The sequence below is a fragment of the [Erwinia] mediterraneensis genome (assembly GCF_900604315.1).
GTDB lineage: Bacteria > Pseudomonadota > Gammaproteobacteria > Enterobacterales > Enterobacteriaceae > Pantoea > Pantoea mediterraneensis_A.
On the sequence record NZ_LR026980.1, the window covers coordinates 21,468 to 46,130 of the forward strand.

General features: G+C 49.5%; 25 protein-coding genes and 3 pseudogenes. 15 read left to right on the plus strand and 13 right to left on the minus strand.

Translation table 11 applies throughout. The features are described 5' to 3' along the window. The first annotated feature begins 300 nt into the window (after window positions 1-300). The 8 genes from E0E17_RS19085 to E0E17_RS19120 all read left to right on the plus strand — a co-directional run bounded on the left by E0E17_RS19085 (window position 301) and on the right by E0E17_RS19120 (window position 5,666). Window positions 301-975: an ATP-dependent Clp protease proteolytic subunit gene (locus E0E17_RS19085; protein ID WP_130835755.1), complete on the plus strand. Its 675-nt coding sequence runs from the start codon at window positions 301-303 to the stop codon at window positions 973-975. A gap of 345 nt (window positions 976-1,320) precedes the next feature. After that, window positions 1,321-1,881, plus strand: a complete 561-nt coding sequence (locus E0E17_RS19090; protein ID WP_130835756.1) for a non-canonical purine NTP pyrophosphatase — start codon at window positions 1,321-1,323, stop codon at window positions 1,879-1,881. Further along, window positions 1,878-2,672, plus strand: coding sequence for an SIR2 family protein (locus E0E17_RS19095; RefSeq protein WP_130835757.1), 795 nt, complete (start codon window positions 1,878-1,880; stop codon window positions 2,670-2,672). Before E0E17_RS19090 ends, E0E17_RS19095 begins: the two co-directional genes overlap by 4 nt. 37 nt (window positions 2,673-2,709) lie before the next feature. Beyond that, window positions 2,710-3,153 carry a lysozyme inhibitor LprI family protein gene (locus E0E17_RS19100; RefSeq protein ID WP_130835758.1) on the plus strand — a complete coding sequence of 148 codons (444 nt, stop codon included), beginning with the start codon at window positions 2,710-2,712 and terminating at the stop codon, window positions 3,151-3,153. A 119-nt stretch (window positions 3,154-3,272) separates the two neighbouring features. Further along, window positions 3,273-3,803 (plus strand): hypothetical protein, encoded by a 531-nt coding sequence (locus E0E17_RS19105; RefSeq protein ID WP_130835759.1) that lies wholly within the window; start codon window positions 3,273-3,275, stop codon window positions 3,801-3,803. Between the two features lie 164 nt (window positions 3,804-3,967). After that, entirely contained in the window at window positions 3,968-4,288 is a 321-nt protein-coding gene (locus E0E17_RS19110; protein ID WP_130835760.1) for a YebG family protein, read from the plus strand. A 195-nt stretch (window positions 4,289-4,483) separates the two neighbouring features. Then, window positions 4,484-5,416 carry an SDR family NAD(P)-dependent oxidoreductase gene (locus E0E17_RS19115; RefSeq protein WP_130835761.1) on the plus strand — a complete coding sequence of 311 codons (933 nt, stop codon included), beginning with the start codon at window positions 4,484-4,486 and terminating at the stop codon, window positions 5,414-5,416. After that, on the plus strand, window positions 5,400-5,666 hold the full coding sequence (locus tag E0E17_RS19120; RefSeq protein WP_130835762.1) for a hypothetical protein: 267 nt from the start codon (window positions 5,400-5,402) through the stop codon (window positions 5,664-5,666). The genes E0E17_RS19115 and E0E17_RS19120 overlap by 17 nt, the downstream gene beginning before the upstream one ends. Window positions 5,667-5,907: 241 nt before the next feature. Here E0E17_RS19120 and E0E17_RS19125 read toward each other — a convergent pair whose 3' ends face one another. From E0E17_RS19125 to E0E17_RS19155, 7 genes are all read right to left on the minus strand, one after another. After that, window positions 5,908-6,906 (minus strand): DODA-type extradiol aromatic ring-opening family dioxygenase, encoded by a 999-nt coding sequence (locus E0E17_RS19125; protein ID WP_130835763.1) that lies wholly within the window; start codon window positions 6,904-6,906, stop codon window positions 5,908-5,910. Window positions 6,907-7,051: 145 nt separating this feature from the next. Beyond that, entirely contained in the window at window positions 7,052-7,936 is an 885-nt protein-coding gene (locus E0E17_RS19130) for a fumarylacetoacetate hydrolase family protein (protein WP_130835764.1), read from the minus strand. 30 nt (window positions 7,937-7,966) lie between these two features. Next, window positions 7,967-8,383: a RidA family protein gene (locus E0E17_RS19135; RefSeq protein WP_130835765.1), complete on the minus strand. Its 417-nt coding sequence runs from the start codon at window positions 8,381-8,383 to the stop codon at window positions 7,967-7,969. A 132-nt stretch (window positions 8,384-8,515) separates the two neighbouring features. Continuing rightward, complete coding sequence (locus tag E0E17_RS19140) at window positions 8,516-9,502, minus strand: ABC transporter permease (protein ID WP_130835766.1); 987 nt, start codon at window positions 9,500-9,502, stop codon at window positions 8,516-8,518. Window positions 9,503-9,533: 31 nt separating this feature from the next. Next, complete coding sequence (locus tag E0E17_RS19145) at window positions 9,534-11,105, minus strand: sugar ABC transporter ATP-binding protein (protein ID WP_130835767.1); 1,572 nt, start codon at window positions 11,103-11,105, stop codon at window positions 9,534-9,536. Window positions 11,106-11,125: 20 nt separating this feature from the next. Further along, on the minus strand, window positions 11,126-12,214 hold the full coding sequence (locus tag E0E17_RS19150) for a substrate-binding domain-containing protein (RefSeq protein ID WP_130835768.1): 1,089 nt from the start codon (window positions 12,212-12,214) through the stop codon (window positions 11,126-11,128). Window positions 12,215-12,454: 240 nt separating this feature from the next. Then, window positions 12,455-13,267 carry an alpha/beta fold hydrolase gene (locus E0E17_RS19155; protein ID WP_130835769.1) on the minus strand — a complete coding sequence of 271 codons (813 nt, stop codon included), beginning with the start codon at window positions 13,265-13,267 and terminating at the stop codon, window positions 12,455-12,457. A 203-nt stretch (window positions 13,268-13,470) separates the two neighbouring features. On the opposite strand from E0E17_RS19155, the gene E0E17_RS19160 reads away from it, so the two are divergent. Together E0E17_RS19160 and E0E17_RS19165 are read left to right on the plus strand one after the other, a co-directional pair. Further along, window positions 13,471-14,178 (plus strand): GntR family transcriptional regulator, encoded by a 708-nt coding sequence (locus E0E17_RS19160; protein ID WP_130835770.1) that lies wholly within the window; start codon window positions 13,471-13,473, stop codon window positions 14,176-14,178. Between the two features lie 15 nt (window positions 14,179-14,193). Next, entirely contained in the window at window positions 14,194-14,937 is a 744-nt protein-coding gene (locus E0E17_RS19165) for a siderophore-interacting protein (protein ID WP_165446271.1), read from the plus strand. Window positions 14,938-15,409: 472 nt separating this feature from the next. Here the strand turns inward: E0E17_RS19165 and E0E17_RS19170 are convergent, their stop codons facing one another. The 3 genes and pseudogenes from E0E17_RS19170 to E0E17_RS19180 form a co-directional block, all read right to left on the minus strand. Continuing rightward, the gene (locus E0E17_RS19170; RefSeq protein ID WP_130835772.1) at window positions 15,410-15,793 is read right to left on the minus strand and encodes a RidA family protein; all 384 of its coding nucleotides are present in this window, start codon (window positions 15,791-15,793) and stop codon (window positions 15,410-15,412) included. Window positions 15,794-15,918: 125 nt separating this feature from the next. After that, window positions 15,919-17,376 (minus strand): MFS transporter, encoded by a 1,458-nt coding sequence (locus E0E17_RS19175; protein WP_130835773.1) that lies wholly within the window; start codon window positions 17,374-17,376, stop codon window positions 15,919-15,921. 42 nt (window positions 17,377-17,418) lie between these two features. Beyond that, a pseudogene (locus E0E17_RS19180) lies at window positions 17,419-18,167 on the minus strand (SDR family NAD(P)-dependent oxidoreductase). A gap of 128 nt (window positions 18,168-18,295) precedes the next feature. Between E0E17_RS19180 and E0E17_RS19185 the strand changes: the two are divergent. Continuing rightward, window positions 18,296-19,165: a LysR family transcriptional regulator gene (locus tag E0E17_RS19185; protein ID WP_130835774.1), complete on the plus strand. Its 870-nt coding sequence runs from the start codon at window positions 18,296-18,298 to the stop codon at window positions 19,163-19,165. A gap of 1 nt (window position 19,166) precedes the next feature. On the opposite strand, the pseudogene E0E17_RS20480 reads toward E0E17_RS19185, so the two are convergent. Then, window positions 19,167-19,427: pseudogene (locus E0E17_RS20480) on the minus strand (cytochrome b); the annotation flags it as partial. 178 nt (window positions 19,428-19,605) lie between these two features. After that, window positions 19,606-19,766: pseudogene (locus E0E17_RS20485) on the minus strand (GntP family permease); the annotation flags it as partial. A 194-nt stretch (window positions 19,767-19,960) separates the two neighbouring features. On the opposite strand from E0E17_RS20485, the gene E0E17_RS19200 reads away from it, so the two are divergent. Continuing rightward, on the plus strand, window positions 19,961-20,383 hold the full coding sequence (locus tag E0E17_RS19200) for a substrate-binding domain-containing protein (protein ID WP_130835775.1): 423 nt from the start codon (window positions 19,961-19,963) through the stop codon (window positions 20,381-20,383). Here E0E17_RS19200 and E0E17_RS19205 read toward each other — a convergent pair. Continuing rightward, window positions 20,355-21,083, minus strand: a complete 729-nt coding sequence (locus tag E0E17_RS19205; RefSeq protein WP_165446272.1) for a DNA -binding domain-containing protein — start codon at window positions 21,081-21,083, stop codon at window positions 20,355-20,357. The two genes, E0E17_RS19200 and E0E17_RS19205, sit on opposite strands and share 29 nt — an antisense overlap. Before the next feature lie 474 nt (window positions 21,084-21,557). On the opposite strand from E0E17_RS19205, the gene E0E17_RS19210 reads away from it, so the two are divergent. From E0E17_RS19210 to tssC, 3 genes are read left to right on the plus strand one after another with little or no spacing between them, the layout of a single operon-like run. After that, window positions 21,558-22,511: a type VI secretion system protein TssA gene (locus E0E17_RS19210; protein ID WP_130835777.1), complete on the plus strand. Its 954-nt coding sequence runs from the start codon at window positions 21,558-21,560 to the stop codon at window positions 22,509-22,511. Window positions 22,512-22,541: 30 nt separating this feature from the next. Then, window positions 22,542-23,093: a type VI secretion system contractile sheath small subunit gene (tssB, locus tag E0E17_RS19215; RefSeq protein WP_130835778.1), complete on the plus strand. Its 552-nt coding sequence runs from the start codon at window positions 22,542-22,544 to the stop codon at window positions 23,091-23,093. Window positions 23,094-23,116: 23 nt separating this feature from the next. After that, the gene (gene tssC / locus E0E17_RS19220) at window positions 23,117-24,613 is read left to right on the plus strand and encodes a type VI secretion system contractile sheath large subunit (RefSeq protein ID WP_130835854.1); all 1,497 of its coding nucleotides are present in this window, start codon (window positions 23,117-23,119) and stop codon (window positions 24,611-24,613) included. The last annotated feature ends 50 nt before the right edge of the window (window positions 24,614-24,663 follow it).

Sequence of the window (24,663 nt, forward strand, 5' to 3'; positions counted from 1 at the left end):
TTTGTTGCAAAAGATGTTGTTTTATTGATTTTAAGTGTGTTGTAACTATAATAGCTGTTCTGCTTTTATTTCTTCTTATTTAACAGAAATCGCTTAAATCCACGAACGCCGAGCCAGGCTATTCGCTTTACGCTGGTAGGTTAATTTAAGCGCTGGCAAAATACCAACACCGGATCAAACCTTACAGGTAATACATGCGCATCGCAGCAGGTTTGTAACCGAATGGTTTCATACATTCTGGTAATAATAACTCTGATATCTACACAGCATCAGACCTTGCTGTAAAAGGAGAGACTCGAGATGCTAAAAAGAAACTTTTTTTTCCTGCTCCTGGCCGTTGCGCCCCTTTCTCAGGCCAGCACATCTATCATCATAAATAAAAATCAACCGAATGAAAATGTAAAATCAGCGAAAGTCGTTTTTACGGGGGAAGTGACCGCTCAGAAAATTACTGAACTGATGTCTGCCATTGATGATATTAATGTTAGTTTCGCGGCTGTAAAAGAAATCCAGCTCTATATCAACAGTTATGGCGGTGAAATGGAAGCGGGCTACATGGGAGGAGAGGCGATCAAAGGCTCCAGAATCCCGATCAGAACCATCAACGCAGCGATGACTGGCTCAGCCGCCACACTCATTTATTGCGCAGCAAAAAACAGAGAAACCTTTCCCGGCGCCACTTTTCTGCTTCATCCCGCCGCCACGCCGAATATACAAAATAATTATTTGCAAAAAAACCAAATCACCTTACTTAACAAAGAAGTGGATAAAGCTAATGACATATTCAGAGAAGTCTACAAACACTGTCTGAAAAACTCAGATATCGATATGGAGAAAGTTCTGTTTAGTGAGGATAACCGCACCTATATTCGCTATCCCGAGGCGTTAAAATATGGCATCGCCAGCGGTGTAGCTAAACATATAGCACCAGCAGATGTCTCCTACTATATTACCTCTCCGGAAGAGAAAAATTAACATTATTTTCACGGGCCAGGCGCTGGCCCCGAATAACACGATATAATTTTTTTCATCCCGCACTTTACTCTTTCTCTGGCAGGCGAGCATTCCGGCTTGTCTGCACCCCCAGAAAACACACGATAATAAAACGGCATTACATCCTCCATATATTGCTATAACCTGCTTGTTAACCTGAGAGCAGCGGTGTACAAAAAGCGCCATTGTGAAGAGGATGAAAGAGAGACTTTGGCGCTTAGCCGCCAGCGTTTTATGACCGCTGGTCTACACTCATCGGTGAGAGGAGAGTTCCTTCCTGGTCAGATAAAACAAAAGCATAGCGGCAACGCTTTTACTGGATGAAGTATGAAAATACGGTTTCTTTCCGCCAACGAGCTCAAGCTCAGCGAAGTACGTAACATCCTGAACCCGATAGGGGTAGATGTCGTCCCGATAGCACGGCGTATTGAAGAGATTCAGACCGAAAATGAGGTTGAGCTGGTCCGTGATAAGCTGACCAAAGCCTTTGCACTTATCGGTCGCCCTCTGTTTGTCGAGCACACGGGTCTGTACCTGGATGGGCTTAACGGTCTGCCTGCCGGGCTGACCCGTATTTTCTGGCATCGACTGGATGCCGATCGTTTTACCGCCCTGGTGCAGGGCCTCGACAGCCAGTGTGCCACAGCGAAAACCGTTCTTGGCTATTGCGATGGCCGTAAAATGTACCAGTTTGAAGGTCAGGTGCGCGGCACCATTGCCGAGCACCCCGCCGGTTCGCGTGATTTTCAATGGGATTGCGTCTTTATCCCTGAAGGACATACACAAACTTTCGCCGAGATGGGGCCCCTGAAGAATGAAATTTCAATGCGGCGCCTGGCGCTGGATCGCTTCGCCGCCTTTTTGAAAAACTCCCGAGGCCTGGCATGAAACCTGAACTGAAACGCGCTTACGATTCCGGTAAGCTGATCCTGTTTGCCGGCGCAGGCATTTCCCGTAATCTGGGGTTACCCGAATGGCACGAGCTGATTGCGCATCTGGCGAATGAGCTGGGCTACGATCCCCGGATTTTCAACTCCTACGGTACACACCTGTCGCTGGCGGAATATTACAAGCATAAAAAAGGGTCGCTCGGACCGTTGCGCAGCTGGATGGATCGTGAATGGCATCGTCCTGATATTGATGTACGTACCTCGGAAATTCACACCATGATCACCCAGGGGAATTTTACGCGCATCTATACCACCAACTACGATCGCTGGCTGGAGATGGCGCATGAGGCGCACAAAGTTCCCTATTATAAAGTGGCCAATGCGGCTGATCTGGTGGCCTTAACCGAAGATAAACGTCACATCATCAAGCTACACGGCGATTTTGATGACGATACCTCCATTGTGCTGGATGAAAGCAGCTACTTTGAACGTCTCTATTTCGATTCGCCGCTGGACATCAAGCTGACCCACGATGTGATGGGGAACTCCGTGCTGTTTGTAGGATACAGCATCAGCGATTTCAATATCCGTCTGCTTTTTTACCGGCTGACCAAAATGTGGGGACGCACCGGGCTGGCTTCAGCCAGGCCGAAATCCTATCTTTTTACCAACCGCAATAACCCGGTCGCACAAGAGGTACTGGGACAGTGGGGCATAGAAATGATCGTGTCGGAAGAGGACAACCCGCGCAAAGCGCTGGCCGATTTTCTTGAAGAGCTGATAGCCTGATATCAGACCGCCGGATAACTTTTTCAGAGAGAATATTATGTATTACCGCCTGCTTTTATCGCTGTTACTCTGCAGTGCACCGCTGTTCAGCCAGGCAGAAGATGCTGTCGACTGCAGCAACGCCACCACAACCACAGAGATTAACCAGTGTATGGCCACCCGGCTTAACAATCTGGAAGCGATGATGCAGCGCTATTACGCTCAGGCGATAACCCGCGCCAGCCAGGGAGACGAGGCGAACAGCCCACAGGTTACGCTGATTGAGCAGGCACAAACCGCGTGGCTACACTATCGCGACCGCGAATGTGATGCGGTTTATCAGGCGTGGAGTGAAGGCACAATCCGCGGGGCAATGGCGCTTGGCTGCAAAATCACGCTGACCCGGGCGCGTATCCATACGCTCTGGCAAAACTGGATCGCGCCCATGGATGACGCTCCGCCGGATCTGCCGGAGCCGCAGTTCGATGACGATCATCCCTGAGTCGCTGTATTTTCCGCTCCAGCCTTTAAGCGCACCGCGTAATCACTGGCTATACTTCGGCGTAATGCAAAAGATGCAGCATGCTGCCGGAATGAGACGTAAGCACAGGATAACGCGCCATGAATATTGTTTGTCTGGGATGGGGCTCGCTGATCTGGCAGCCTGGTATATTGCCGATCGCGGGTGAGTGGTGCGCGGATGGCCCGCAGGTACGCATTGAATTTTCTCGTATTGGCGATGGCGGGGAGCTTTCAACGGCGGTCTGCCTGAATGCCCCCGAGGTGCCGGTTTACTGGGCCCGACTCTCGGTCTCCGGGCTAAAAGAGGCCTGTGAGGCGCTAAGGCAGCGGGAGCAAATCCCCGACAGTCGCCAGGATGGTATCGGTATATTGCCCGTTACCGATGCGCCAGCTGGCTCTCTCTCTGCCTGGGCACAGGATAAAGCGATCGATGCGATCATCTGGACCGCGCTACCGCCCCGCATTGCACATACTGAAGGACGTATCCCTACGATGGAAGAGACCCTGACCTACCTGCAAGGGCTGAGCGGAGAAACGCGCGAGCATGCGCAAGGTTATATTCGTCAGGTGCCCGCTCAGATTGATACCCCTTACCGGCGCGCCATTGCGCAGGCCCTGGGCTGGCACTGACAGCCCCTTTCGCAGGTCAGCCTGATACGCCTTTCCCCCGTTCCCGCAGCGCCCCCGCCAGAGCGCTGCGGTGCATAACGTTGCTGCAGAAAAAAACAGGATCAGGCTGCAATCATCACCCCAATCTGATATACTGTATATAATTACAGTATCGGAGGTGCATTATGGCTGTTGAAACAAAATTTGTTGTCGTAAGAAAAGGTGAAGAGAAAATGACATTTGCCAGCAAGAAAGAGGCTGACGCCTACGACAAAATGCTCGACATGGCAGAAGCGTTCACCGACTGGCTGTTACAAAGCGGGTTGCAGATGGATGAAACGCAGGCAGAAAACCTGGGCCTTCATCTTGCCGGGCAGAAAGAGGCCGTTCAGCACATCCTGCGCACCAGCAAAATGCCGGATGCCAGTGCCCGGCCCGCAGCGGATCAGACAAACGCTGAGGCGGGTGGCAACGGTAAAAAGATCAGGGCCGTTAAAGCCGCCTGATCGCCGCACATCTCATCACTGACACTGTCGCCGTAAGCGGGAAACTGCTTGCGGCGTTTTTTTATCCGGTAGGCGTTACTAAAAAAGTATCCGCGCCATCTCCGGCCTGCCGATTTTTCTTCCGGGGCTTATAGTTAATCCGATAAACAAACGTTAACGGTAACAGGCAGCCTTTCCGGACAGCAGGAGTACCTTATGACAAGTAGAAAAAAAAGCGTCGCGAACAGCACTATTGTGATTGCCGGTGCCTCAAGTGGTTTTGGTCGGGGAGCTGCCCTGGCGCTGGCGAAGCAGGGCGCGCAGGTGGTTCTGGCGGCGCGACGTGAAGCGGCGCTGGACGCGCTGGCCGCAGAGATCAATGCCGCGGGGGGCAAGGCGCTGGCCGTCGCAACCGATGTCAGTCATATTGCAGAAGTCACGCATCTGGCCAACAGCGCACAGCAGCATTTTGGTCGTATCGATATCTGGATCAACAATGTCGGTGTGGGCGCACTCGGTTATTTCTGGGATATTCCACCAGAAGATCATGCACGACTTATCGACGTCAATCTCAAAGGGTTGATCTATGGGGCACATGAAGCACTATGCCGGTTCGTTGCCCAGGGTTCTGGCACCCTGATTAACGTCGGCTCGGTCGACAGCAAAGTTCCGCTGGCTTTTCACTCTTCCTATGCCGCCTCCAAAGCGGCTGTTCTTAGCCTGGGCCGCAGTCTGAATGAAGAGCTACGCCTGAGCGGGCAGCATGAAAAGATCAAAGTTTCCACCATTATGCCCTGGGCGGTAGATACCCCCTGGTGGACACATGCGGCTAACTATACCGGTCAGGCACCGCGAATGGCGGCTATGGATGATCCGGCGAAAGTCATTGATGCGATAGTCGATGCCTGTCTCAACCCGCAGGAAGAAATCCCGGTAGGCTGGAAAGCCCGGGCGGCCACAACCTCACATAATCTGTTTCCCGGTTTGACCGACCGGATGTCAGCAAAGATTGCCGGACATGAGATTAATAAAGCTGTGGCGGTGGCGCCCAACAGCGGCGCGATTTATCAACCGATGCAAGATACCGCCACTATTGATGGCAATATTCGGGCACGCATGAAACAGGAAGACAGTGGCAATAAGAGATGATGGCATGGCGGCTTTGTACAGGAAAACATACTCAAAAATGGCGATAGTACGTACCCGTGACAACGCCCCTTTCCAATGCATGATGCCGCAGGCAGTTTATCAATTTCTTAACCAGCGTCGGCTCGCAGGCGGTATTGAAGAATGCCGCCTCACATTTGCTTCGATGAGTCTGCATAACGACAAAGAGCTGAAAAGAATACGAGATACGATGGGGCATGCCAGTGTGATCACCCTGCAGAAGTATGGCTGACATGGGGGCACGCGTTTGCGCATGGCGACGGGCGAGTTAAATTCGTAATGTCAATTTTCGGAATTAAAATGACCGATCGGTTTGCGATTTTCTTTGATCAGGTCCATAGCTGACTCAAGATGGGGGGCGGATTCCATACTGTGAATAACTCTTCGAGAACGCCAGTTCACGAAAGAGAACCAGATTTTTAGCAGGTTTTTTACCCTCATAAGTGTAAAAGGCCGCTATTGCGGCCTTTGGATTAACTTTGTCCAGGATACGTCAGGTAGCTCATCCCTGTGATCCATTCCGGTACGGACTCATAGGCAACGTAATCGGGCCGCGCTCCTTTCATCGCACCCATCAGGGCGACCCAGTTAAGCGCTTCATGGCCGCCGTGCCCGCCCAGCTCTTCTACTTCTTCATAGGTCAGCGCGCGCATATATTCTACGTCACCAGCCTCAAAACGCGCCAGTATTTCACGATCCCACTCTTCATTGACCAGAGGATGACTTTTACCGAGCGGCCATTCCATCTTACTCATCATGTCAATTTCGTACTGCGCAAAGTCTGTATAAAGCGAAGGATCATTGATGAGCGCCTCTTTACCAATTGTCTGGTAGATTTTCATACGCTGTAGCAGTTCATCATCTTCCGGCGCGCCTTCAGTCCAGACCGGCGGCCAGTGTGACAAACCACCGGTTGCAAGGAAATGAACATGGTATTCATCAGGCAGAGCGTCGACAATTTCACGAACTTTTAAACCTAAATCATAGGCACGTGAGTAGGGCATCAGTGGCGGAGAAAAAACGTTAATGTAAACCGGTACCACTGGAATATTAAAGTCAGGATTGATGAAATGAAGAGGCATCATGAGGTTATTGCCATATTCAATTGCGCCCATGCGCGTAGCTTCAAATCCGCCATGGATGAGTTTTTCCAGCAGAGTCCTGGCAACATCGGAATTGCTGGCGATACTGTGCTGTCTGTCGAATTTCAGTGCTTCCATCATGTACTCAGCGGGGCCAATATTGGCATCACTGATCGGTACGGCGAGCGTCGGCATTAAATTACGAAAGTTGTTTTCAAAATGATCATCCAGAAATGCAATGATAAGGTTAGGTCTGGTATCATCTATACATTTTTTTAATCTTGCATGAATATCAGCCAGTCTTTGACGTTGTTCTGCTGAAGGCGCATCTGCCCAACCCAGCGCTCCGGGAACATGAGACATACTGATAGCACTAACAATTTTAGCCATTTTCACACCTCAATATTTATCTTGTTTTCCGCTATCGGAAAGAACGTAGAAAAACTGCCTTTTTCTCACTGCGCGAAAAAGGCTTATCTTTAAAATAAAAATTTAACACCAGAAAGTTAAAACCAAATTATAATTACAGAACTCATTAGCCAATAGTGGTTGTCAGTTCACCAATCTCAGCCATTGCAACGGTGACCTCATCGCCTTTGGTTAAATATTTAGGTGGCTTAAAACCTAATCCTACTCCAGCAGGCGTACCTGTTGCGATTATATCACCGGGTAATAAGGTGATATTTTCCCCGATGGTTTTAATAAGCACGGGAATGTCGAATATTAAATCGGAAATAGCCGCTTCCTGCCGCTTTTCACCATTGACCATGCAGAATATTTTCTGCTCTGAAGGCTGGCCAAACTCATCTGCTGTAACCAGAACCGGTCCCATAGGACAAAAGCCATCGATTCCTTTTCCGAGAATCCACTGGCTGTGTTGTTTTTGCAGGTGACGCGAGGTCAAATCATTTACCAGCGTGTAACCGAAAACGTATGTCATAGGATCATCAGCTTCCTTCACGCGTCCTTTTTTACCCAGCACTACTGCCAGCTCCGCTTCATAATCAATGGTGTTATAAGGGTCCAGAGAACCATCAATCGTATCTCCGGGACCACTGATCGAAGTGGAAGGTTTACTGAAAATAATGGGGTGTGATGGCACGTTTCCGGCAGCCGCACTTGAATCATATCCGCTATTGCCAAATTCCTCTGCGTGGGCGTAATAGTTTTTACCTACGCAGAATATATTACGACGGGTTTCGGGAATCGGTGCCAGTAACTTTACATCGCTCAGATCAACATCTGTAGAATGCGTTCTTTCACTGCATAACTCAAGTTCCGTCTTTAATTCAGAAAATCGCTCAATGAGTACATTCATATCATTAGTTTTTACAATCCCTGATACATCAACAATCTTTCCGATTTTATTAATGATGCCAATCTTTTTTTCACCCGAGAGGGTGTAGGTTACCAGTTTCATAAATCACCTTATAATGAAAAGATGGTTCTTTTAATCACGAGCGCGTGCAACAGCTTCCACTTCAATAAGGAAATCTTCTTTAACCAGACGATCCACTACCAGGAGCGTATTGGGGGCATAATCTGAAGTGGTGAATAATTCAGGAAAGAGATTTTTCCTCTTTAACATAAATTTCTCAATGTGCTGAGAAGCAACCAGATAGGTATTAAATTTCACAATATCATTGAAATCGCATCCCACCGCCTCAAGCACATCACTCAGGTTTTTAAATACCTGGTCAAATTGTGCGTCAAAATCGCCTTTCCCGACCACGTCACCATCCAGGCCAACAGATAATTGCCCGGAAATAAAATAAAGATCACCAGCACGAACTTTGGTCAGGTTTGAATACAGACCCTGTGCAGGGCTGGTGTTCTCGGGGTTAAGATATTCAATTTTATCATTCACAATATAATCCTTCACATTAAGGGTTTATTTAACTACGCAATCACAGGCAGAGGGCAGCTACATGGTAATTAACCATGAGTTTCCAGTTGCACATATTTTTCTAAATTTAAACTTTTATCTGTTGGCAGATAATTAATTTTCTGAACTGCGGCGACGTAAACGGTCAAGCACTACGGCCAGGATGATAACGATACCGACGGCAAGCGTCTGGTAATATGCCGACACTCCGATCATGTTCATTACATTTGACAATAAGGTCAGAACAACGACGCCTGTGATAACTTGCCGGATATTACCTGCACCACCGGCAAGAGCCACACCACCCAGCACAACGGCAGCCAGAGATTGTAACGTTAAGTTAGCGGCGGCAATCGGTTGCGCTGAACTGGTCCAGGCGGTCAGAACAATTGCTCCGGTTCCGGCACAAAAACCGCTAACCATATACACCAGAACAGTAACAAATCGAACATTAATGCCTGATTTTGATGCTGCCGACACATTTGACCCAATCGCATATACATAGCGGCCGAACAAAGTATATTTCAGCAGTACGGCAATCATTACCGTCAACGCCACCGCAATCCAGACCAGCATGGGAAGACCTAAAAATGTGTCATACCCTACGGCCTGTACGTAGGATGCGGGCACATCATAAATCGGTACGCCGCCTGACAGGATCAATGCAATTGCCTGCGCTACAGAAAGCATACCCAGGGTAATAACCAAAGGAGACGTATTAAAGAAGGCGATAAAGAAGCCAGAAACGGCTCCGGTCAGAGTTCCGGTGATAAGCATCACCAGCAGGCCTGCGGCAACATCGTACTGGTTCATGACCATCACCCCAGCAACGCCTGCCAGTGACATTGCCGATGAAAGAGAGAGATCCAGGCCCCCCCGAATAACCGCTACTGCCTGTCCCAGTGAAATAATCAGCAGTGGGGCGAGCTGGCAGGCAAGGTTAACGCCGTTACTGACCGTAAAGAAACGAGGCTGAACAATTCCCGCTATTGCAGCAGTTAATACCACGAGCAGTGGTAACATCCAGTCTGAAAGAGAAAAATATTTATTCTTCATGCTCTTACCTGGAGATAAAATACTCATATCTCTGCTTGTATTCATGATACCAACTCCCGCTCATGCATTCTGAGTGTTAACAGGTCGCTATAAAAGTCTCTTTCTGGCCGACAACATCGGCAATAATTGAGGCTTTGTCATTTTCGTCCGGGGCGCAGTAGGTTTTTACAATGCTGCCATGGAACATGGTCCAGACCGTATCGCTTAACATCATGGTTTCGGCCAGATCGCTTGAAAGCATCAGTACGGAAACGCCGGAAGACGCAAGCGCGCGGACGCGCTGATGAATTTCATATTTTGCATCTATATCGACACCCGCTGTCGGCTCTTCCAGCACCAGAATTTTTCTGGCACAGGCCATGGCCCTGGTAAGCAGCACTTTTTGCTGGTTGCCGCCGCTGAGGCTGGTTAAAAGATCTTGCTTGCTGGAATATTTCACGCCAGATTGCTTAAGCAGTTCTTCCGATTCCATTTCAGTCAAACGTGTGTTCAAAATTCCGCAGCGAGTAAAATTTTTAAGCTGCGTCACCATCAGATTTTCGGAAATAGTCAGAGACGGATATACGCAGTTACTTGCTCTGCCAGCTGGCAGCCAGGCCACACCGTGGCGTAACGCTTCTGAGACCCCGTTGGGACTCCAGCGCTTACCCTCCATTCTGTAAGTAATGCCTTCAGTCGCTATACCAGGTAAAAACCCCACCAACCGCCGGAGTAAGGCTTCCCCACCGCAGCCGACTACACCATATATTCCGACAATCTCCCCACGTCCGATGGTAAATACGGCTTTACCACCGCTGGCCTTTGGCACATTTTCCAAATCAATCATTGGTTCAAATGTTCGGCCTCTTCTTCTTTTAATGGCGAGATTCTCAGGCTTTTTGCCTGTAAGCCGTGCGAGGATGAAATCACTGTTTATTTCACTGGTCACAGGAAAGGCATCGACAACCTGGCCATTACGCATAATGGTGACGCGATCGCTGACGGCAACAACATCATCAATATGATGTGTGACGAGGACAGAGGCTATGCCATCAGTACGCAGCCTTCTTAGTACGCTGAAAAACTTTTCCTTTTCCACGGAACCTAACATGGCCGTCGGCTCATCAAAGATAATGACGCCGGGCTGCGACATGAGGGATTTACCGATCTCAATCAACTGCTGTATGGCAATGGGATAGGCGCTTACCGGACACTCTATATCAATGTTTTCCAGTCCTAACTGTGAAAGCACCTCACGCACCCTTTTCGTCTCTGAATGTTTCCGGGTGAGAGAAAGCAGCGTTCGGCCATTTTCAGAACCCAGCCACAGGTTGGCTCGCACAGACAAGTCTGGTGCGAGCGACAGCTCCTGATAAACCATCACTACGCCAGCATGCCGGGCTTCACGGGAGCTGCTAAAGGCAACCTGTTTTTCGCCATACCAGATTGTCCCCTCATCCGCTAAATACAGCCCACTTATAATTTTGCCTATGGTCGACTTGCCCGCACCGTTTTCCCCTAAAACACAGTGGATCTCTCCCGCCTGGAACTGAATCGAAACATTCTTCAACGCCTGAGTTGCGCCGAAGCGTTTCGAGAGACTGCTAACACGAAGTAAGGGTGCTGACTCAACGCGTTCCGGTTTAATATCTGCCTGTAGTTTCTGCATGATTATTTCCTCAAAACGCATTACTGCATAGCAGGGACTTGCCATTCTGTAGGGACAATTTCATAGTTTTCAAAATGATGCGTTAAGACATTGGACTTATCAATGACTTTATTGGGGACATTGAAGTGCGCGTAATTCAGACCATCTGTACCTGCTGCCACCAGATCAGGCATCGGTTTTTTTTCCATTGCCCGAATGGCGTACTGTACGATCAGACGTCCCATAATAATGCCTGGTTCCGACACAACCGCCAGCAACTTGCCGTCCTGTATCATTGGGACCGCGCTCTTCACCATGGCAGAACTGACTACAGATGCCTCACGATTCTGCTGGCGCACAGCCTGCACTGCGCCCATACCCAGCGTAATCTGCGGCGTGTAGATAAAATTGACGTCAGGATTACGCAGCAGCAAATCAGAAGCTTTGGTTAATCCTTCCTGAAGATCGATGTTTCCGCCAAAGCCGGTTTCAACAAACTTTACAGGGGTTGCACATTTTTTGGCTTCCGCTTTGAAACCCTCATAGCGTAGCCTGACCCACTCAGCGCCCGCAGGACCTGGGATCATGGCGACATTTTTTGTTTTAGAGTCGGATTTGCATACAGCATCCGCCGCCAGGCTGCCAATATGGGTGTCATCCTGCAGTACACCAAAATCAATATTTTTGCTGTTAACAGGGATACCCACAGCAGCCACTTTCATCCCGCTCGCTTTCAGCGATTTAATGATAGGATCGAACCCATTAAATGCTGCCGGTGCCAGCACGGCCACGTCTGTACCGAGACTTTTGAAAGCCTCAAGTTGAGCAAACTGCTCACGGACGTTTCCATACGCTCCCGCCACGGATACCTGAACAACATCAACCCCGGTACGTTTTGCTTCATCAGTGATGCCGTAAATAATACCTTTATAAAAATCATCATTAAGATGTACTACGGTGACGCCAAGTTTGAACGGTTTTTCCGCTTTGAGTTCTGGAATTATCCCGACTAATCTGTCTTCTTCTGCCTGAACAGGAGAAGCAAACACATTTATTAGCATTATTGATGCCATGAGACAGGGTGCGTTCAAAGGTACTGCTTTATATTTGAATCTCGAAAGCCAGCTCATCTTAATTCCCTCGTTCAATACTTATAAAGGTCAGGCAATCCCCTTAACAGGGAGCCTGCGTAATGAAAGAATGACTTAATATCCAACCTGAACTTTTATTGACTCTGTTAAAAAGCAAAAAAGTGCCTTTCAGAAAGTCGCAATCTCACCATGAAACTTTCAGCGAGAGTTAACTATTTTTACTGCTTCAGAAGAATGCATCCGATACCGAACAAAATAGACTTTTCTGAGCTCCGTGAATTAAAACAGCACTTTCACGGCGGCCATAAAAGCATCATTTCGTTCAAGCACCACTGAGTGAGAACAATTATTGAGAATCTGTAAATCAGCTTGTCTGATGTGTTTTGAAAGCATCTCAGAAGAGCTGGGAGGGAAGGGGATATCATCCCGACCATGCAACATTATCACAGGGCAGTTAACAGCTGATAATGTTTCAATACTGAGGGTGGTTTTTTCAACGTATTGTTGTGGTTCGCCAGTGAACATTTCGTCGAAGTACTCAGCATAACCTTTCTGAAAAACAACGGGTTCTCGCGCTCTGATATACTCTTCATCAATCACTGATTTATCATGAATAAGCGTACCAAGCGTTGAAATCAGCTCATCTCTGTTTTTGGGGCAGCGCCAGATGCGTTGAGTTGCCTGAGTGGCTTTAAACGACGCGCCAATAGCACCTGTAGTGAGAACCGCCTTAATTCGGGTATCGCTGGCGGCGGCTTTTAGCGCAATAGCTGCAGAAAGGGAATGGCCTATGAGGCCGATTTCATCTGCATCAATAAAATCAATCATGGCTTTCGCCTGACGGACCCACATTTCAAAATCAAAATAGGGCTTTTCCGGTTTACGATCACTAATACCAAACCCAATCAGGTCCATTGCGTAAACGGTAAAATCTTTAGCTAAAGGTTCAAGTACGCGCCCCCAGTTGCCCAGGCTTGAGGCGCCCGGACCGGAGCCATGTATTAGCAGTAACGGTTTACCGCGCCCCGCATAATAAAAGCCAACCTGCATCCCTTCAAATTCAAAAAAGGACTTCTTCACTGTCACGTACATATTGTACTCCTGGCAAGCTCATGTAGGTCTGAAATCAATAATACGCAATAAAATCCAATTAAAAAGGAAAAAATGGATTTTTTGTGGCGTCATAGATATTTCATATGAATATCCTTTTATAGAGGGCTGTGCTATCATGTAAGAAAACTGAGGGTTACTTCAACCAACCCACTGAAAAATAAAATCTTTTATGGAGAAGGAACATGACAAACCTGAAAGAAGGGAAATCGTTAAACGAAACGATTTATGCATCACTCAGAGAACTGATCCTTACCGGTCAACTTATACCCGGTAAAAAACTCAAAATTTCTGAACTGGCGCGACGTTTTGATGTGAGCCTTAATGTCGTACGAGAAGCCCTTAACAGACTAACCGGAGAGCTCCTGGTCGACATTGCACCTCAACAGGGTTTCAGCGTAAGAAGTCTGCACCAGGATGAACTCATTGATCTTACTGAACAAAGAATAATTTTTGAAAGTATTGCTTTGCGTAAAGCGATTGCGTCCGGAGATATTGAATGGCAAGCGCGACTTATCGCTTCTAACCACCGCCTTATTCATACCCCGCAGACACTGCCGGGAAATCCTGACAAGCTCAATCCTGAATGGCACAGCCGACATGAGGATTTCAACTTCACCATGATGGAAAACTGCGGGAGTAAATGGCTATTTCTCATGATTAAACAGCTTGCCGAAGCCTATCTTATCTATCAACGCGTGCTTTTACCTGTTGTTCCTGACCAGGGCGAGCGTAATACAGATCATAATGAGCTACTGCAGGCCATTCTGGACAGCGATGCAGAACGAGCGGTATCCATTCTTGCCGAACATCTGAATCAAACAAGAGATATTATGTTAAATGTCCTGAGCACAACTGAACACGCCAGGTCGCGCGCACGGACCACCCACTGATAAATGATACTGAACATGGATAAACAGCAAACTCGTCTGCTCCGACCGGTACAGGTTAGCCACGTTAGCGATATTAATGAACGTATGAAGCGCGTCTATCTCACCGGTGAGTCAGTTGCAGCATTTTCAGATGCGCTGCCAGCCTCCTGGGTAAAAGTTTTCTTCACGCCACCGCAGAAGCCCGAAGGGCCAGGCCGAGCCTATACCATCCGCTATGTTTCTCAGGCAGAGAATTTGCTCGCTCTGGATTTTGTTCAACATGGCGAGGGACCCGCTGCAAGCTGGAGCCGGTCTGCGCAGTCTGGCGATATCATTCGAGTCGCCGGTCCACGCGAAGGGGTTTCGGTCGCAGGCGTGAAGTCCATACTGCTTTTTGGCGACGAAACAGCGATCCCGGGCATTTTTGCTATCATCGAGGCGCTTGATGAACATGCGTCAGTGCAGGCTTTCATTGTTAAAGATTCAGAAGCCTGTTATGCGCTACCTGATACCTGTGCAGATTTGTCCGTAGCATGGCTGGATTGTCATGAAGACCTGGCTGGTTTGGTGAATGAATGGGTTCAGGAAAATACCCCTGAATTAATCTGGGGAGCCGGAGAGCACAGTATTGTCATCCCGCTGCGCAGACATCTGTTTCAGGCGTTTGGCCGAAGCCGGAAAGATACACATATTACGGCTTACTGGAAATCGGGTGAAGCCGATCATCATGACACCCCTGAGGGAATACCACTATACTCTACTATTAATAACGATTTTTAGAAAAATTACTTTATCCGGTTAATGACGTTCATCGTAAAAGACTCAGCACCCGAAGCCACCATAACAGGTGCCTCAGCAGGTTGTTCGAAGCGGCCATATCAGCTGAACGGATTAAATGACATAATGTCACGCCACTTATCAAGGCCAGATAGAAATGTTTATTAACCTGCAAAAGAGAAATGTTTAAATTTTGGGGAAGTAAAGGTGTGTAATAAAAATGGGCCAACCCAATTTTACTTGAGCTGCACACTTTAATATGAGAATTGTTGGAATCCGGTTTCTCATTAATGGCGACGCGCATTTATTTATGGTTGCCGCTACGCTATTTCAACATCAATGCAGGCGATCGTGTTGGTGTTATGGGTCCTGGGGGTAGCGAAGCGACGGGCTTATAGCCTGTTTCGGGCGGCCATTTCAGGCCGCTTTGTGCCAGAAGCGGACATTACTTCTTTTTTAGAACTCACGTCTAAAACTATCTTTTTGCCACGATCCGCATTTCCACCAGGGCATTTTCTGGAATGAACTCTGATACGCCTGTGGCGGACCATGCCGGGTATGGCGCCTTTACATACTCATCTTTCACTTTAGAAAAAACGTCTATATGTTTTTTTAGATCAATATGAAAAGTGGTCATCTCAAGAATGTTTTCATAGCCTAAGCCAGCAGCTTTTAAATAAATGCCAAGCTTATAAAACGCATCATGGAATTGTTCTTCGGGATCCTTACTTATAGGCTTGTCCTTACGTGCTGCGGTAACCCCTGAAAGATACACTGTGCCATCAGCGTCAATGACGGGGGAGAAATGCCAGTCATTGAAATAATGTTGAAATTCTTCAGGAACTATCGATTTTTTCATGTTTTTTCCTCAGGTTGATGAGGTGATAAATGCTACCGGCAAACGGCACACCTAAGGAGAACATTAGCTGATGTCGTAATCAATCAATGATGTCCACCCCTCAGTAAGACTGATTGCCTGTTACGTTACTTGATCGAAAGGCTGGTTGCAGTAGAAAATAAACCGGAGGCACGCCGGATAAGCCGGATACTTAGCCCGGCACCCGTGGCGAGGCATGCCGCCATCGCCAGAAGGGCGACGATAAAGGCATACGTGATATTTGCTCCGCTTCTGCCGGTGTCTAGCATGCTGTAAAAAATGCCGCCGATTACGGCGACGCTCAGCGCAGTGCTGATTTGTAGTGTCGAGCTGGTCACGCCGGCAATCATGCCTGAAAACTCTGGTGCAACGCGGCCTGTCACCATCCGTACCAGCGTCGGCATCGCCAGCCCCTGCCCAAGACCGGTAACAAAAAGCAGTACTGCGAGCGGCAGCATGGCAGGAGGGCTACCCGTCAGCGTATGGGCAATCAACCCTGCAAGTCCTGCTAACCCGGTAGTCTCACATCCCATTCCGATTGCGCTCAGGTAATTTCCGACAAAACGCCTCAGGTAAGGTGTCAGCAACGGTCCGATCAGAAAGCCGACGCCAAAGGGCAGAAAAAGCAGGCCCGCAGTCAGGGCGTTTAAATGCAACGCATCTTGTAAATAAACAGAAAACAAAAGAAAGAAGGCACCGATCGAATAAAACAGCAAAACGATCGTAAGCCCCTGGCCCAGCCCAGGCGCGCGTAACACGGTCGGATCAAGCAGCGGCGAACCGCCGTTCTGGCTAAGGCGACGCTCATAACGCCATAACAACAAGGCCAGTAGCGGGACAGCAATAAATGACAGCCACGTCCACCATGGCCATCCCGTCTCACGGCCTTCAATTAACGGTATAATCAGCGCACTCAGCGTGACGGTTGCCAGCAGCATGCCGACAGGGTCCAGCCGCTGTGCGGATTGCGCCCGCGTCTCTTTCAGCAGCGGCAGCCCAAAGAGAATGACCAGCAGCGCCACCGGTAGGTTAACGAGAAAAATAGCCCGCCATCCCAGATGAAACAGGTCCGCTGAAATCAGGATGCCGCCCAATACCTGCCCGATAACGGAGGCCAGGCCAAACACCGCGCCATATATACTCAGCGCTAGCGGTTTTTCCGCTTCCGGAAAAATGGCCTGCACGGAAGCCAGCGCCTGAGGAGCCATAATCGCGGCCGTGACACCCTGTAACACGCGCCCGGTAATCAGTGCCCACGGTGACCAGGCTAAACCGCACAGCAGCGATGCAGCCGCAAAACCGATAAGCCCCAGAAAAAACATCTTCCCACGACCATAAATATCGCCCAGGCGGCCGCCGGTAATTAATGTTACGGCATACACGGCAGCATAGGACGAAATGACCAGCTGTTCAGCAGAGGAAGAGGCGCTCAGCTCGCCCTGAATAGCAGGCAGCGCAACATTGACGATAAAAAAATCGAGCGGTGGCAAAAATGCGCCGACCAGCAGGATGACAAACATTGCCCAGCGACGCGGCTCGGCTTGCGGGATGGTATGTGTCGACATGGAGCACTCCACAGGTAACGGTTAGGATTGCGGGGCAGAGCGTCAGCGCATGCCGCCAGAGGCCAGAATCATCTCACCGTTGATCCATCCCGCGTCGTCTGATGCGAGAAATGAGACGATCGGGGCAATATCCTGCACCTGACCGATGCGGCCAAGTGGCGTCTGCTTTTCATTCCATGTCTGAAAGTCTGAGTTCATCGCGCCTGCACTATGACTGCCTTCCGTTTCGATAAGGCCAGGGTTGACCGCGTTGACGCGAATTCCGCGGGGGCCGAGTTCTTGTGCGAGTACGCCAGTGATGGCATCAATCGCGCCTTTGGTGCCGCTGTAGATGGCGCTCTCGGCGATAAAGACGGTGGTGACGAACGAACTGATGTTAATTATGCTGCTGCCTTTATTCAGATGCGGCGCAGCAGCGCCAGTCAGCACAGCAGCGGGCCCAGAACATTGATGTCGAACTGCCTGCGGTAGAGCGCTTCGGTGCTCTCTTCAATGCTGGCGAACTCATAAACGCCGGCATTGTTCACCACAATGTCCAGCCGCCCGAAATTGTCGATAGCCGAGTTGACCAGCGCCTCTACCTCAGCCTGACTGGTGACATCCGCCGCTACCGCCACGGCCTGCCCACCGGCGGCTTCAATATCGGCAACGACCTTAGCAGCATTGCTTCTGCCTGAAGCGTAATTAACGATGACCTTCGCGCCGTCAGCCGCCAGCTGACGGGCAATGCCTGCTCCGATACCTTTGGAGCCACCGGTTACAATGGCAACTTTGTCTTTTAATTTATTCATGTCTTCAGCTTCCTGAATTGCCGCCCAAGGCGGTGTGGTTGAGGAAGTTATAGTGATATCGACAAAGTTGTTTTGGAACTGCCGTTTTTGTATATTCAATGTTCATTTTTGTACAATGAGACACTGACATGGAATGGGGCGACGTCCGGGTATTTCTTGAAGTTATGCGTAAGGGCTCTTTCGGCGAGGCGGCCCGAAGCCTTGGCGTGAGCCATCCGACGATTGGCCGCCGGATAAAGGCGCTTGAGGACGAGGCGCAGCAAGCACTATTTCGCCGGACAAAGGGTGGACTGGTGCTGACCGATGTTGGCGACAGGGTTCTGAAGCTGGCAGAAGCGGTGGAAAACTCCGCGCTGGCGATGGAAAGGCGTCTGGCCGGTAATCACGAACGTCTTGAAGGGATATTGCGGATATCTTCAGCAGAGTGGTTTGCTAACTATGTTCTTGCACCTGTTCTGGAGGAGCTGACGCGCCGCCATCCGGCGATTGTACCGGAACTCATCGCGAGCTACCGCTTACTCAACCTGTCGCGCCGTGATGCCGACATTGCGTTTCGCATTGTTCCCTTTACCGAACCAGATATTGTCCAGCGCCGCCTGATGCGCATTCCCTATGCACTGTATGGAACGCCGGAAATCGCCGATATCGCGCAGCACGACCCGGCCGCAGTGGGGCTTATTCTGATGAATACGGCCCAATCCCACTTTTCTGACGTCGCCTGGCTGCTCGACAGGTTCCCTCAGTCAAGACGTGTGTTCACCAGTACCAGCCGGGCCGTACAGGCGCAGATGTGCCAGCGGGGAATAGGGATCGCCGTGTTGCCGCGCCCGCTTGGCGATGCCATCACCGGGTTGCAGGCCATCAGCATGTCGGAGCCACCGCCGTCCAAAGATATCTGGGTAGGGTATCACTCTGACCTTCGGCATATGGATCGTTTGCGAGTTATGCTGGATATCGCCGATGCGATGCTTGCCGATTCCGCGATGCCGTCAACGTGAGCTACGGTTTACAAATGCCAGTCATACAGCTGAACACGCCGTCACGTAGCACGCAAGCATGGAGCAGCGCAGCTGCAAGATGAAGTTTTACCGTCGCAAATAACGACAGGGCAACCCAGATATGAAGCAACCCCAGTACCGCATACCAGTCATTATTCATGTGCATAATGGGTGGCAGGACTATCCCATTTTCCAGAGTGACGGGATAACCCGCTGCTGAGAGCATTGCTCATCCAATCAGCGACTGTGCCAGCATCATCATGCCCGGTGGGCCTTTCTCTCGATATCGACGTGCACACCACTGGTGCGCACAATCTATCTTATGTTAAATGATAACCAGTTAATGCTCAAAACATTCCATCGGCCTGCTAATAACATCCGCTCCCTCACCGCATCACAGGCCTCTGGCCCTCCCTCCAGGTCTTGCCGGAAAGCCCGCCTTATACCCATCCGGTAACGTAATACACGCCGATGATGAAAAAAGCCGCCAGTACTTTAACAGCGTAATGCCCGGCACAGGTTTGTACGCTTCGCGATGAGTCAGACCGGTCACCGCTAACACGGTAATAATCGCCCCATTGTGCGGCAAAGTATCGTAACCAGCGATAACAGGGTGCGCGGCGCAGCCATCGCGGACTTCCTGATCGCTATGGTTATCGCAATATGGCGTTTATCACCGGACTCGACCCCTCTTCAACCAGCCGTGACCAGGAAAACGGCGTCGCCCGGCGGCTTGCGTAAAAGGGTCTGGACTGGCCCCGAAGGGATGCCGGACTCGGATCGATTGAGGAGGCTATGGAGGCGACCCGCAGGCTGAGGAACAGCGCAAATCCGTCAGACACGCTGTTTGGCGCGAATGATCTGATGGCCATCGGCGCCCTGAACGCCGTGGCAGGAGAAATGGGCATGCGGGCCGGTAATGAGATCTCGGTTATCGGCTTCGATAACATTGCGATGGCCAGCTGGCCATTGATCAATCTCACGACCTGGGTACAGTCACTCAGAGAAATGGTTGCGCATGTCATGTCTGTCCTTAACGCACAGCGCCTGGATGCCACTGCCCCTCCCGTGCAACATGGTCTGCAAGAGGAGTTGATATTGCGCGGAAGCTCCCGCCAGCCCTGGAACCAGACGGGCTACCACCCTGCCAACGGCCCGCTGGTTTTACTCTGCATTATTGCAGTTTTGCTCATAAATAGTCGTAATAACCAAAATTAATGAGCTCGTTGGCTTTTTTAATGCGATAGCGCAGTTTGGCCCGTAACCAGCTGTCAGAAGACCACTCTTTTTCCACTGCCTTTTCCCCGAAAAGATGAGAGGCTATTTCACGATGAGATAAACCTTTATTCATACTGTCTATCGTCGCCAGAAGCTTATGGTGGCGGCTCTCTTTTGCGCTTGATTTGCTTTTGTTATTCAGAATGCCATTAATCACGGCAGCACATTTATTGCAACAGTCATTATTAAGGGTTAAAGGGACATAGATATAGAATTGCGATCGCTTGTTTATTTGTACCGGCGCATCGATAAAAAACTGAAAGTATTCATGATTGTTAAAAATTTTAATGCAAAGCGAGTTGTCATGAAGAATAAGCTTTTTATGCTGCACCCGGGTGTTTTCGAAGATATTTTCCCAGGAGCAGCTGCCCGACTGGCTGAAGATGATCCTGGTGGACTTTTTGCTCAGTCTGGGCGACCAGAATACGTTGCTGGGGTTGGAGTTATCAGGATCAATAAACTTCAGTATTCCCCATTTTTTTTCTGCCAGCAGATCATTTTCATTCTGCCTCACCTCCAGAAAACGTTTTACATGCTCTTCACCGCTTTTGACTCTCCCTAAATTTTTCCAGTCCCTGATGTAATCCTTGTTTCTTCGCAAAAATTCCCAAGCAATATCTGTATAGGTATAATTTTCCATATATTGACCTCTGTCATCCATTTTAGATTTTTATCCGTTATAAAAAATTTATAATTTCATCATCCGCTATCCTCTTTCATTCCGATTTGCATTTTTGTGAATTTAGCCACATACTGACTGCCAGCCAGGACTACGTTATTTTTTTCTGACCTGAAACGTATAAACCTCGCCCCGGGAAGATGAAAGCAGCTATTAGCACAATGCCTGTCGCCCTGTCATTATCTTTTATTAATCTGATTTATCAGATAATTAATGGCTATATAGCGGAATTTTTTTACGATTTGAAGGTGAAAAATTATTTTCATCATTTTATCCCTAGTAAATACCTGACGTTAATGGATGATTATAACAACTAAAAAGAATAATTATACGGATTTTCGCAATGATTTATTATTATATTATTTACGGGAAGATTTAAATCGCTTTTTTAAGTCGGTGTTGGAAAAACCGTTTAAATAAAGGTAATCACACATTATGGATGATGTACTGTGCGAAGCGCTGTATGGCATAGAATTTGATCCCCTCTACAGCGAAATAGAATCGATACTGGCGCAATTCGATATGCCTGCAAATCCGCTTGCCGGGCCAGATGAGGTGACACCGATTAACTGGAATCAGATTAGCGAACAAACTGAGACCTTATTATCACGCTGTCTGGATTTACGCGTATTTCTCTGGCATGCCAGGGCCCGATTACATTGCGAGGGGTTGTGCGGTTTTTTCCAGGCGATTGTGCAGCTTGATAAATTAACAAGTAACAACAGTAAGGAATTATATCCCCGATCGGAGGAAGGAGGTGATAGCGGAGATCATGCAGCAGCACTGGGATGGTTATCAACCTCCCGCTGCCTCGCTGAATTGCGCACCGCGTGCATAATACGCGATCAGCCTTACCGTTTATGTGACCTTCTCATCACCGGCGAGCAGGAAAAAGGTTTTACTTCTGTAACTGCCGCGCTATTGGCCGTCAATAGTACATTACAGCAGACTGGCCTGCCGGATATCAGCCAGCAGTTACAGCTGATGAATATTGCTCTGATGAATATCGAAACCTATGCCAGTGACTGCAGTGAAGATTATCAGCTTAATTGTCAGGCGCTACGCCTCTTTTTAACCCGCAGCGCGGCTCAGCTGAAACAGCCCGCTCCCCCGGACAGTGCCCCTGAGCAGGGCGCGCCGGAAAAAGATCTCCTCGCCCTTCCGCCGCCGCAAACGGATAAAGAGATGACAGTCGCTGTAGACACCAGGCAGGACGTTATCCTGCTGCTGGAGCGCATCCTGCACTATTTTCAACGCCATGAACCCAGCCATCCCGCCCCAATACTTATTCGCCGGACAAAGCAGCTGATTGGCATGGATTTTATTTCCATCATTGAAGACCTGTTACCCGGGTCAGTGGATGCCCTGCAGCAATTTACCGGCAAGTGATGGCTGAAATAATGGAATAAGGAGAGCCTGATGAGCAGGGAGAGCAGTTCACAGAAATTTATTGGCAAAAATAATGCCCCCCGCGTGCAAATTGAATATGACGTGGAGCTTTACGGATCACATAAAAAAGTCGAGTTACCTTTTGTCACTGGCGTGATGTCCGATCTTTCCGGACACCGGGAACACCCTTTACCGGCTGTAGAGGAGCGTAAATTTGTCACCTTTGATCAGGATAATTTCGACAGCCGGATGCGGGCAATTAAGCCGCGACTGAAATTTTATGTCGATAACACCCTGAGCGATGAAGGTGGGCTGCTGGATATTGAACTTGAATTTACCTCCATGGACGATTTCTCCCCCGGCGCAGTGGCGCGCCATATTCCAGAAATGAACAGGTTGCTGCAGGCGCGGGCGCATCTGGCTGAACTTATTACCTATATGGACGGGAAAGCCAGCGCGGAAGAAATGGTGAAACAGCTGCTGGAACAGCCCGATTTTTTACAGCGCCTGGCCAGTGATGCGCAACGCAAAGAGGCAGCGGTGCAGGAAAATAAAGCGCAATCCACAGAGGGAGACGCATAGTGGAAAACCGTACAGGGACGTCCATCCTGCCCGCTGACGCGGATGTGAGTTTTGCTGAGACACAAATCAGTGAACTGGATAATTTGCTGGCACGAGCCTTCCGGCCGCGAACTGACGAAGCGGCGATGGCCGTGCGTCAGGCGATTGAAACCCTGGCATGCTGGGCCTGTCACAGGGAAGTCCCGGTAAGCCGCGATGTGGTATTTACCATAGAAGCGCTGGTTGCCGCGATTGATGAAAAGCTGTCGGCACAAATGAACCTGATCCTTCATCACGACGCTTTTCAGCGCCTGGAGTCGGCCTGGCGTGGCCTGAACTATTTAGTCGCCAATACCGAAGTCAGTGATACTTTGAAGATACGTGTGCTCAATATCAGCAAAGATGAGCTGGCGAAAATCTTGCGTCGTTATCGCGGTTCCGCCTGGGATCAAAGTCCGATTTTTAAACTGATTTATGAACAGGAGTATGGCCAGTTTGGCGGTGAACCCTTTGGCTGCATGATTGGCGATTTTGAATTCGATCACAGCCAGCAGAGTGTGACCTTGCTGACAGAGCTGGCACGGATAGCTGCCGCCGCCCACTGCCCTTTTATTACCTCCGCATCGCCAGCCATTATGCAGATGAACAGCTGGCAGGAATTAGGTAATCCGCGCGATATCGGCAAAATCTTTACCACGCCGGAATACGCCCCCTGGCGGCGGTTGCGGGAGAGCAACGATTCCCGCTATCTGGTCATGACGCTGCCGCGCTTCTTATCCCGTCTGCCTTACGGTGCCAAAACCCACCCTGTCGACGATTTCGCCTTTGAGGAGGTGGTGAATCCCTATACCATCCACGATTTTACCTGGGCGAATGCCGCCTATGCGATGGGCGTCAATATTAATCGCGCCTTTAATGAATATGGCTGGTGTTCAAGGATCCGCGGCATCGAGTCCGGCGGCTCGGTTGAAGAGCTGCCTGCCTGGGCTTTTCCCTCTGCTGAGGGTGGTTATGAACTGACCTGCCCCACGGAGATGGCCATTTCCGATCGGCGGGAAAATGAATTATCGAATGCGGGTTTTTTGCCGCTGGTTTATCGCAAACATTCCGACTTTGCCGCCTTTATCGGCTCATGCACCCTGCACTCACCCGTGGTGTATGACGATCCCGACGCCACCGCGAATGCCAAATTATCAGCACGTCTGCCTTACATTTTCGCTACCTGCCGCTTTGCCCATTACCTCAAGTGCATCGTGCGGGACAAAATCGGATCGTTTCGCTCACGCGTGGATATGCAGGTCTGGCTTAACGACTGGCTGATGAACTATGTGGATGGCGATCCGACCATTTCAACCGAGGCGACCAAAGCGGCACGTCCACTGGCAGCGGCAGAGGTTCGTGTTGAGGAAGTCGAAGACGATCCGGGCTTCTACCGGGCGCATTTTTACCTGCGACCTCACTATCAGTTAGAAGGGATGACGGTCTCGCTACGGCTGGTCTCCCGGCTCCCTTCCAGCAAAGAAAGTCAGACGCATCAGTAGCTGTCGTTCGCGCCAGCACACAGCGTATCCGATAAGCCGCGCTGGCGACT

What these genes read in the sequence shown, in the direction of transcription:
- E0E17_RS19085 (WP_130835755.1), top strand. Translation starts at nt 301, where the DNA reads ATGCTAAAAAGAAACTTTTTTTTCCTGCTCCTGGCCGTTGCGCCCCTT.
- E0E17_RS19090 (WP_130835756.1), top strand. Translation starts at nt 1,321, where the DNA reads ATGAAAATACGGTTTCTTTCCGCCAACGAGCTCAAGCTCAGCGAAGTA.
- E0E17_RS19095 (WP_130835757.1), top strand. Translation starts at nt 1,878, where the DNA reads ATGAAACCTGAACTGAAACGCGCTTACGATTCCGGTAAGCTGATCCTG.
- E0E17_RS19100 (WP_130835758.1), top strand. Translation starts at nt 2,710, where the DNA reads ATGTATTACCGCCTGCTTTTATCGCTGTTACTCTGCAGTGCACCGCTG.
- E0E17_RS19105 (WP_130835759.1), top strand. Translation starts at nt 3,273, where the DNA reads ATGAATATTGTTTGTCTGGGATGGGGCTCGCTGATCTGGCAGCCTGGT.
- E0E17_RS19110 (WP_130835760.1), top strand. Translation starts at nt 3,968, where the DNA reads ATGGCTGTTGAAACAAAATTTGTTGTCGTAAGAAAAGGTGAAGAGAAA.
- E0E17_RS19115 (WP_130835761.1), top strand. Translation starts at nt 4,484, where the DNA reads ATGACAAGTAGAAAAAAAAGCGTCGCGAACAGCACTATTGTGATTGCC.
- E0E17_RS19125 (WP_130835763.1), bottom strand. Translation starts at nt 6,906, where the DNA reads ATGGCTAAAATTGTTAGTGCTATCAGTATGTCTCATGTTCCCGGAGCG.
- E0E17_RS19130 (WP_130835764.1), bottom strand. Translation starts at nt 7,936, where the DNA reads ATGAAACTGGTAACCTACACCCTCTCGGGTGAAAAAAAGATTGGCATC.
- E0E17_RS19140 (WP_130835766.1), bottom strand. Translation starts at nt 9,502, where the DNA reads ATGAATACAAGCAGAGATATGAGTATTTTATCTCCAGGTAAGAGCATG.
- E0E17_RS19145 (WP_130835767.1), bottom strand. Translation starts at nt 11,105, where the DNA reads ATGCAGAAACTACAGGCAGATATTAAACCGGAACGCGTTGAGTCAGCA.
- E0E17_RS19150 (WP_130835768.1), bottom strand. Translation starts at nt 12,214, where the DNA reads ATGAGCTGGCTTTCGAGATTCAAATATAAAGCAGTACCTTTGAACGCA.
- E0E17_RS19155 (WP_130835769.1), bottom strand. Translation starts at nt 13,267, where the DNA reads ATGTACGTGACAGTGAAGAAGTCCTTTTTTGAATTTGAAGGGATGCAG.
- E0E17_RS19160 (WP_130835770.1), top strand. Translation starts at nt 13,471, where the DNA reads ATGACAAACCTGAAAGAAGGGAAATCGTTAAACGAAACGATTTATGCA.
- E0E17_RS19165 (WP_165446271.1), top strand. Translation starts at nt 14,194, where the DNA reads ATGGATAAACAGCAAACTCGTCTGCTCCGACCGGTACAGGTTAGCCAC.
- E0E17_RS19170 (WP_130835772.1), bottom strand. Translation starts at nt 15,793, where the DNA reads ATGAAAAAATCGATAGTTCCTGAAGAATTTCAACATTATTTCAATGAC.
- E0E17_RS19175 (WP_130835773.1), bottom strand. Translation starts at nt 17,376, where the DNA reads ATGTCGACACATACCATCCCGCAAGCCGAGCCGCGTCGCTGGGCAATG.
- E0E17_RS19185 (WP_130835774.1), top strand. Translation starts at nt 18,296, where the DNA reads ATGGAATGGGGCGACGTCCGGGTATTTCTTGAAGTTATGCGTAAGGGC.
- E0E17_RS19200 (WP_130835775.1), top strand. Translation starts at nt 19,961, where the DNA reads ATGGAGGCGACCCGCAGGCTGAGGAACAGCGCAAATCCGTCAGACACG.
- E0E17_RS19205 (WP_165446272.1), bottom strand. Translation starts at nt 21,083, where the DNA reads ATGGAAAATTATACCTATACAGATATTGCTTGGGAATTTTTGCGAAGA.
- E0E17_RS19210 (WP_130835777.1), top strand. Translation starts at nt 21,558, where the DNA reads ATGGATGATGTACTGTGCGAAGCGCTGTATGGCATAGAATTTGATCCC.
- tssB (WP_130835778.1), top strand. Translation starts at nt 22,542, where the DNA reads ATGAGCAGGGAGAGCAGTTCACAGAAATTTATTGGCAAAAATAATGCC.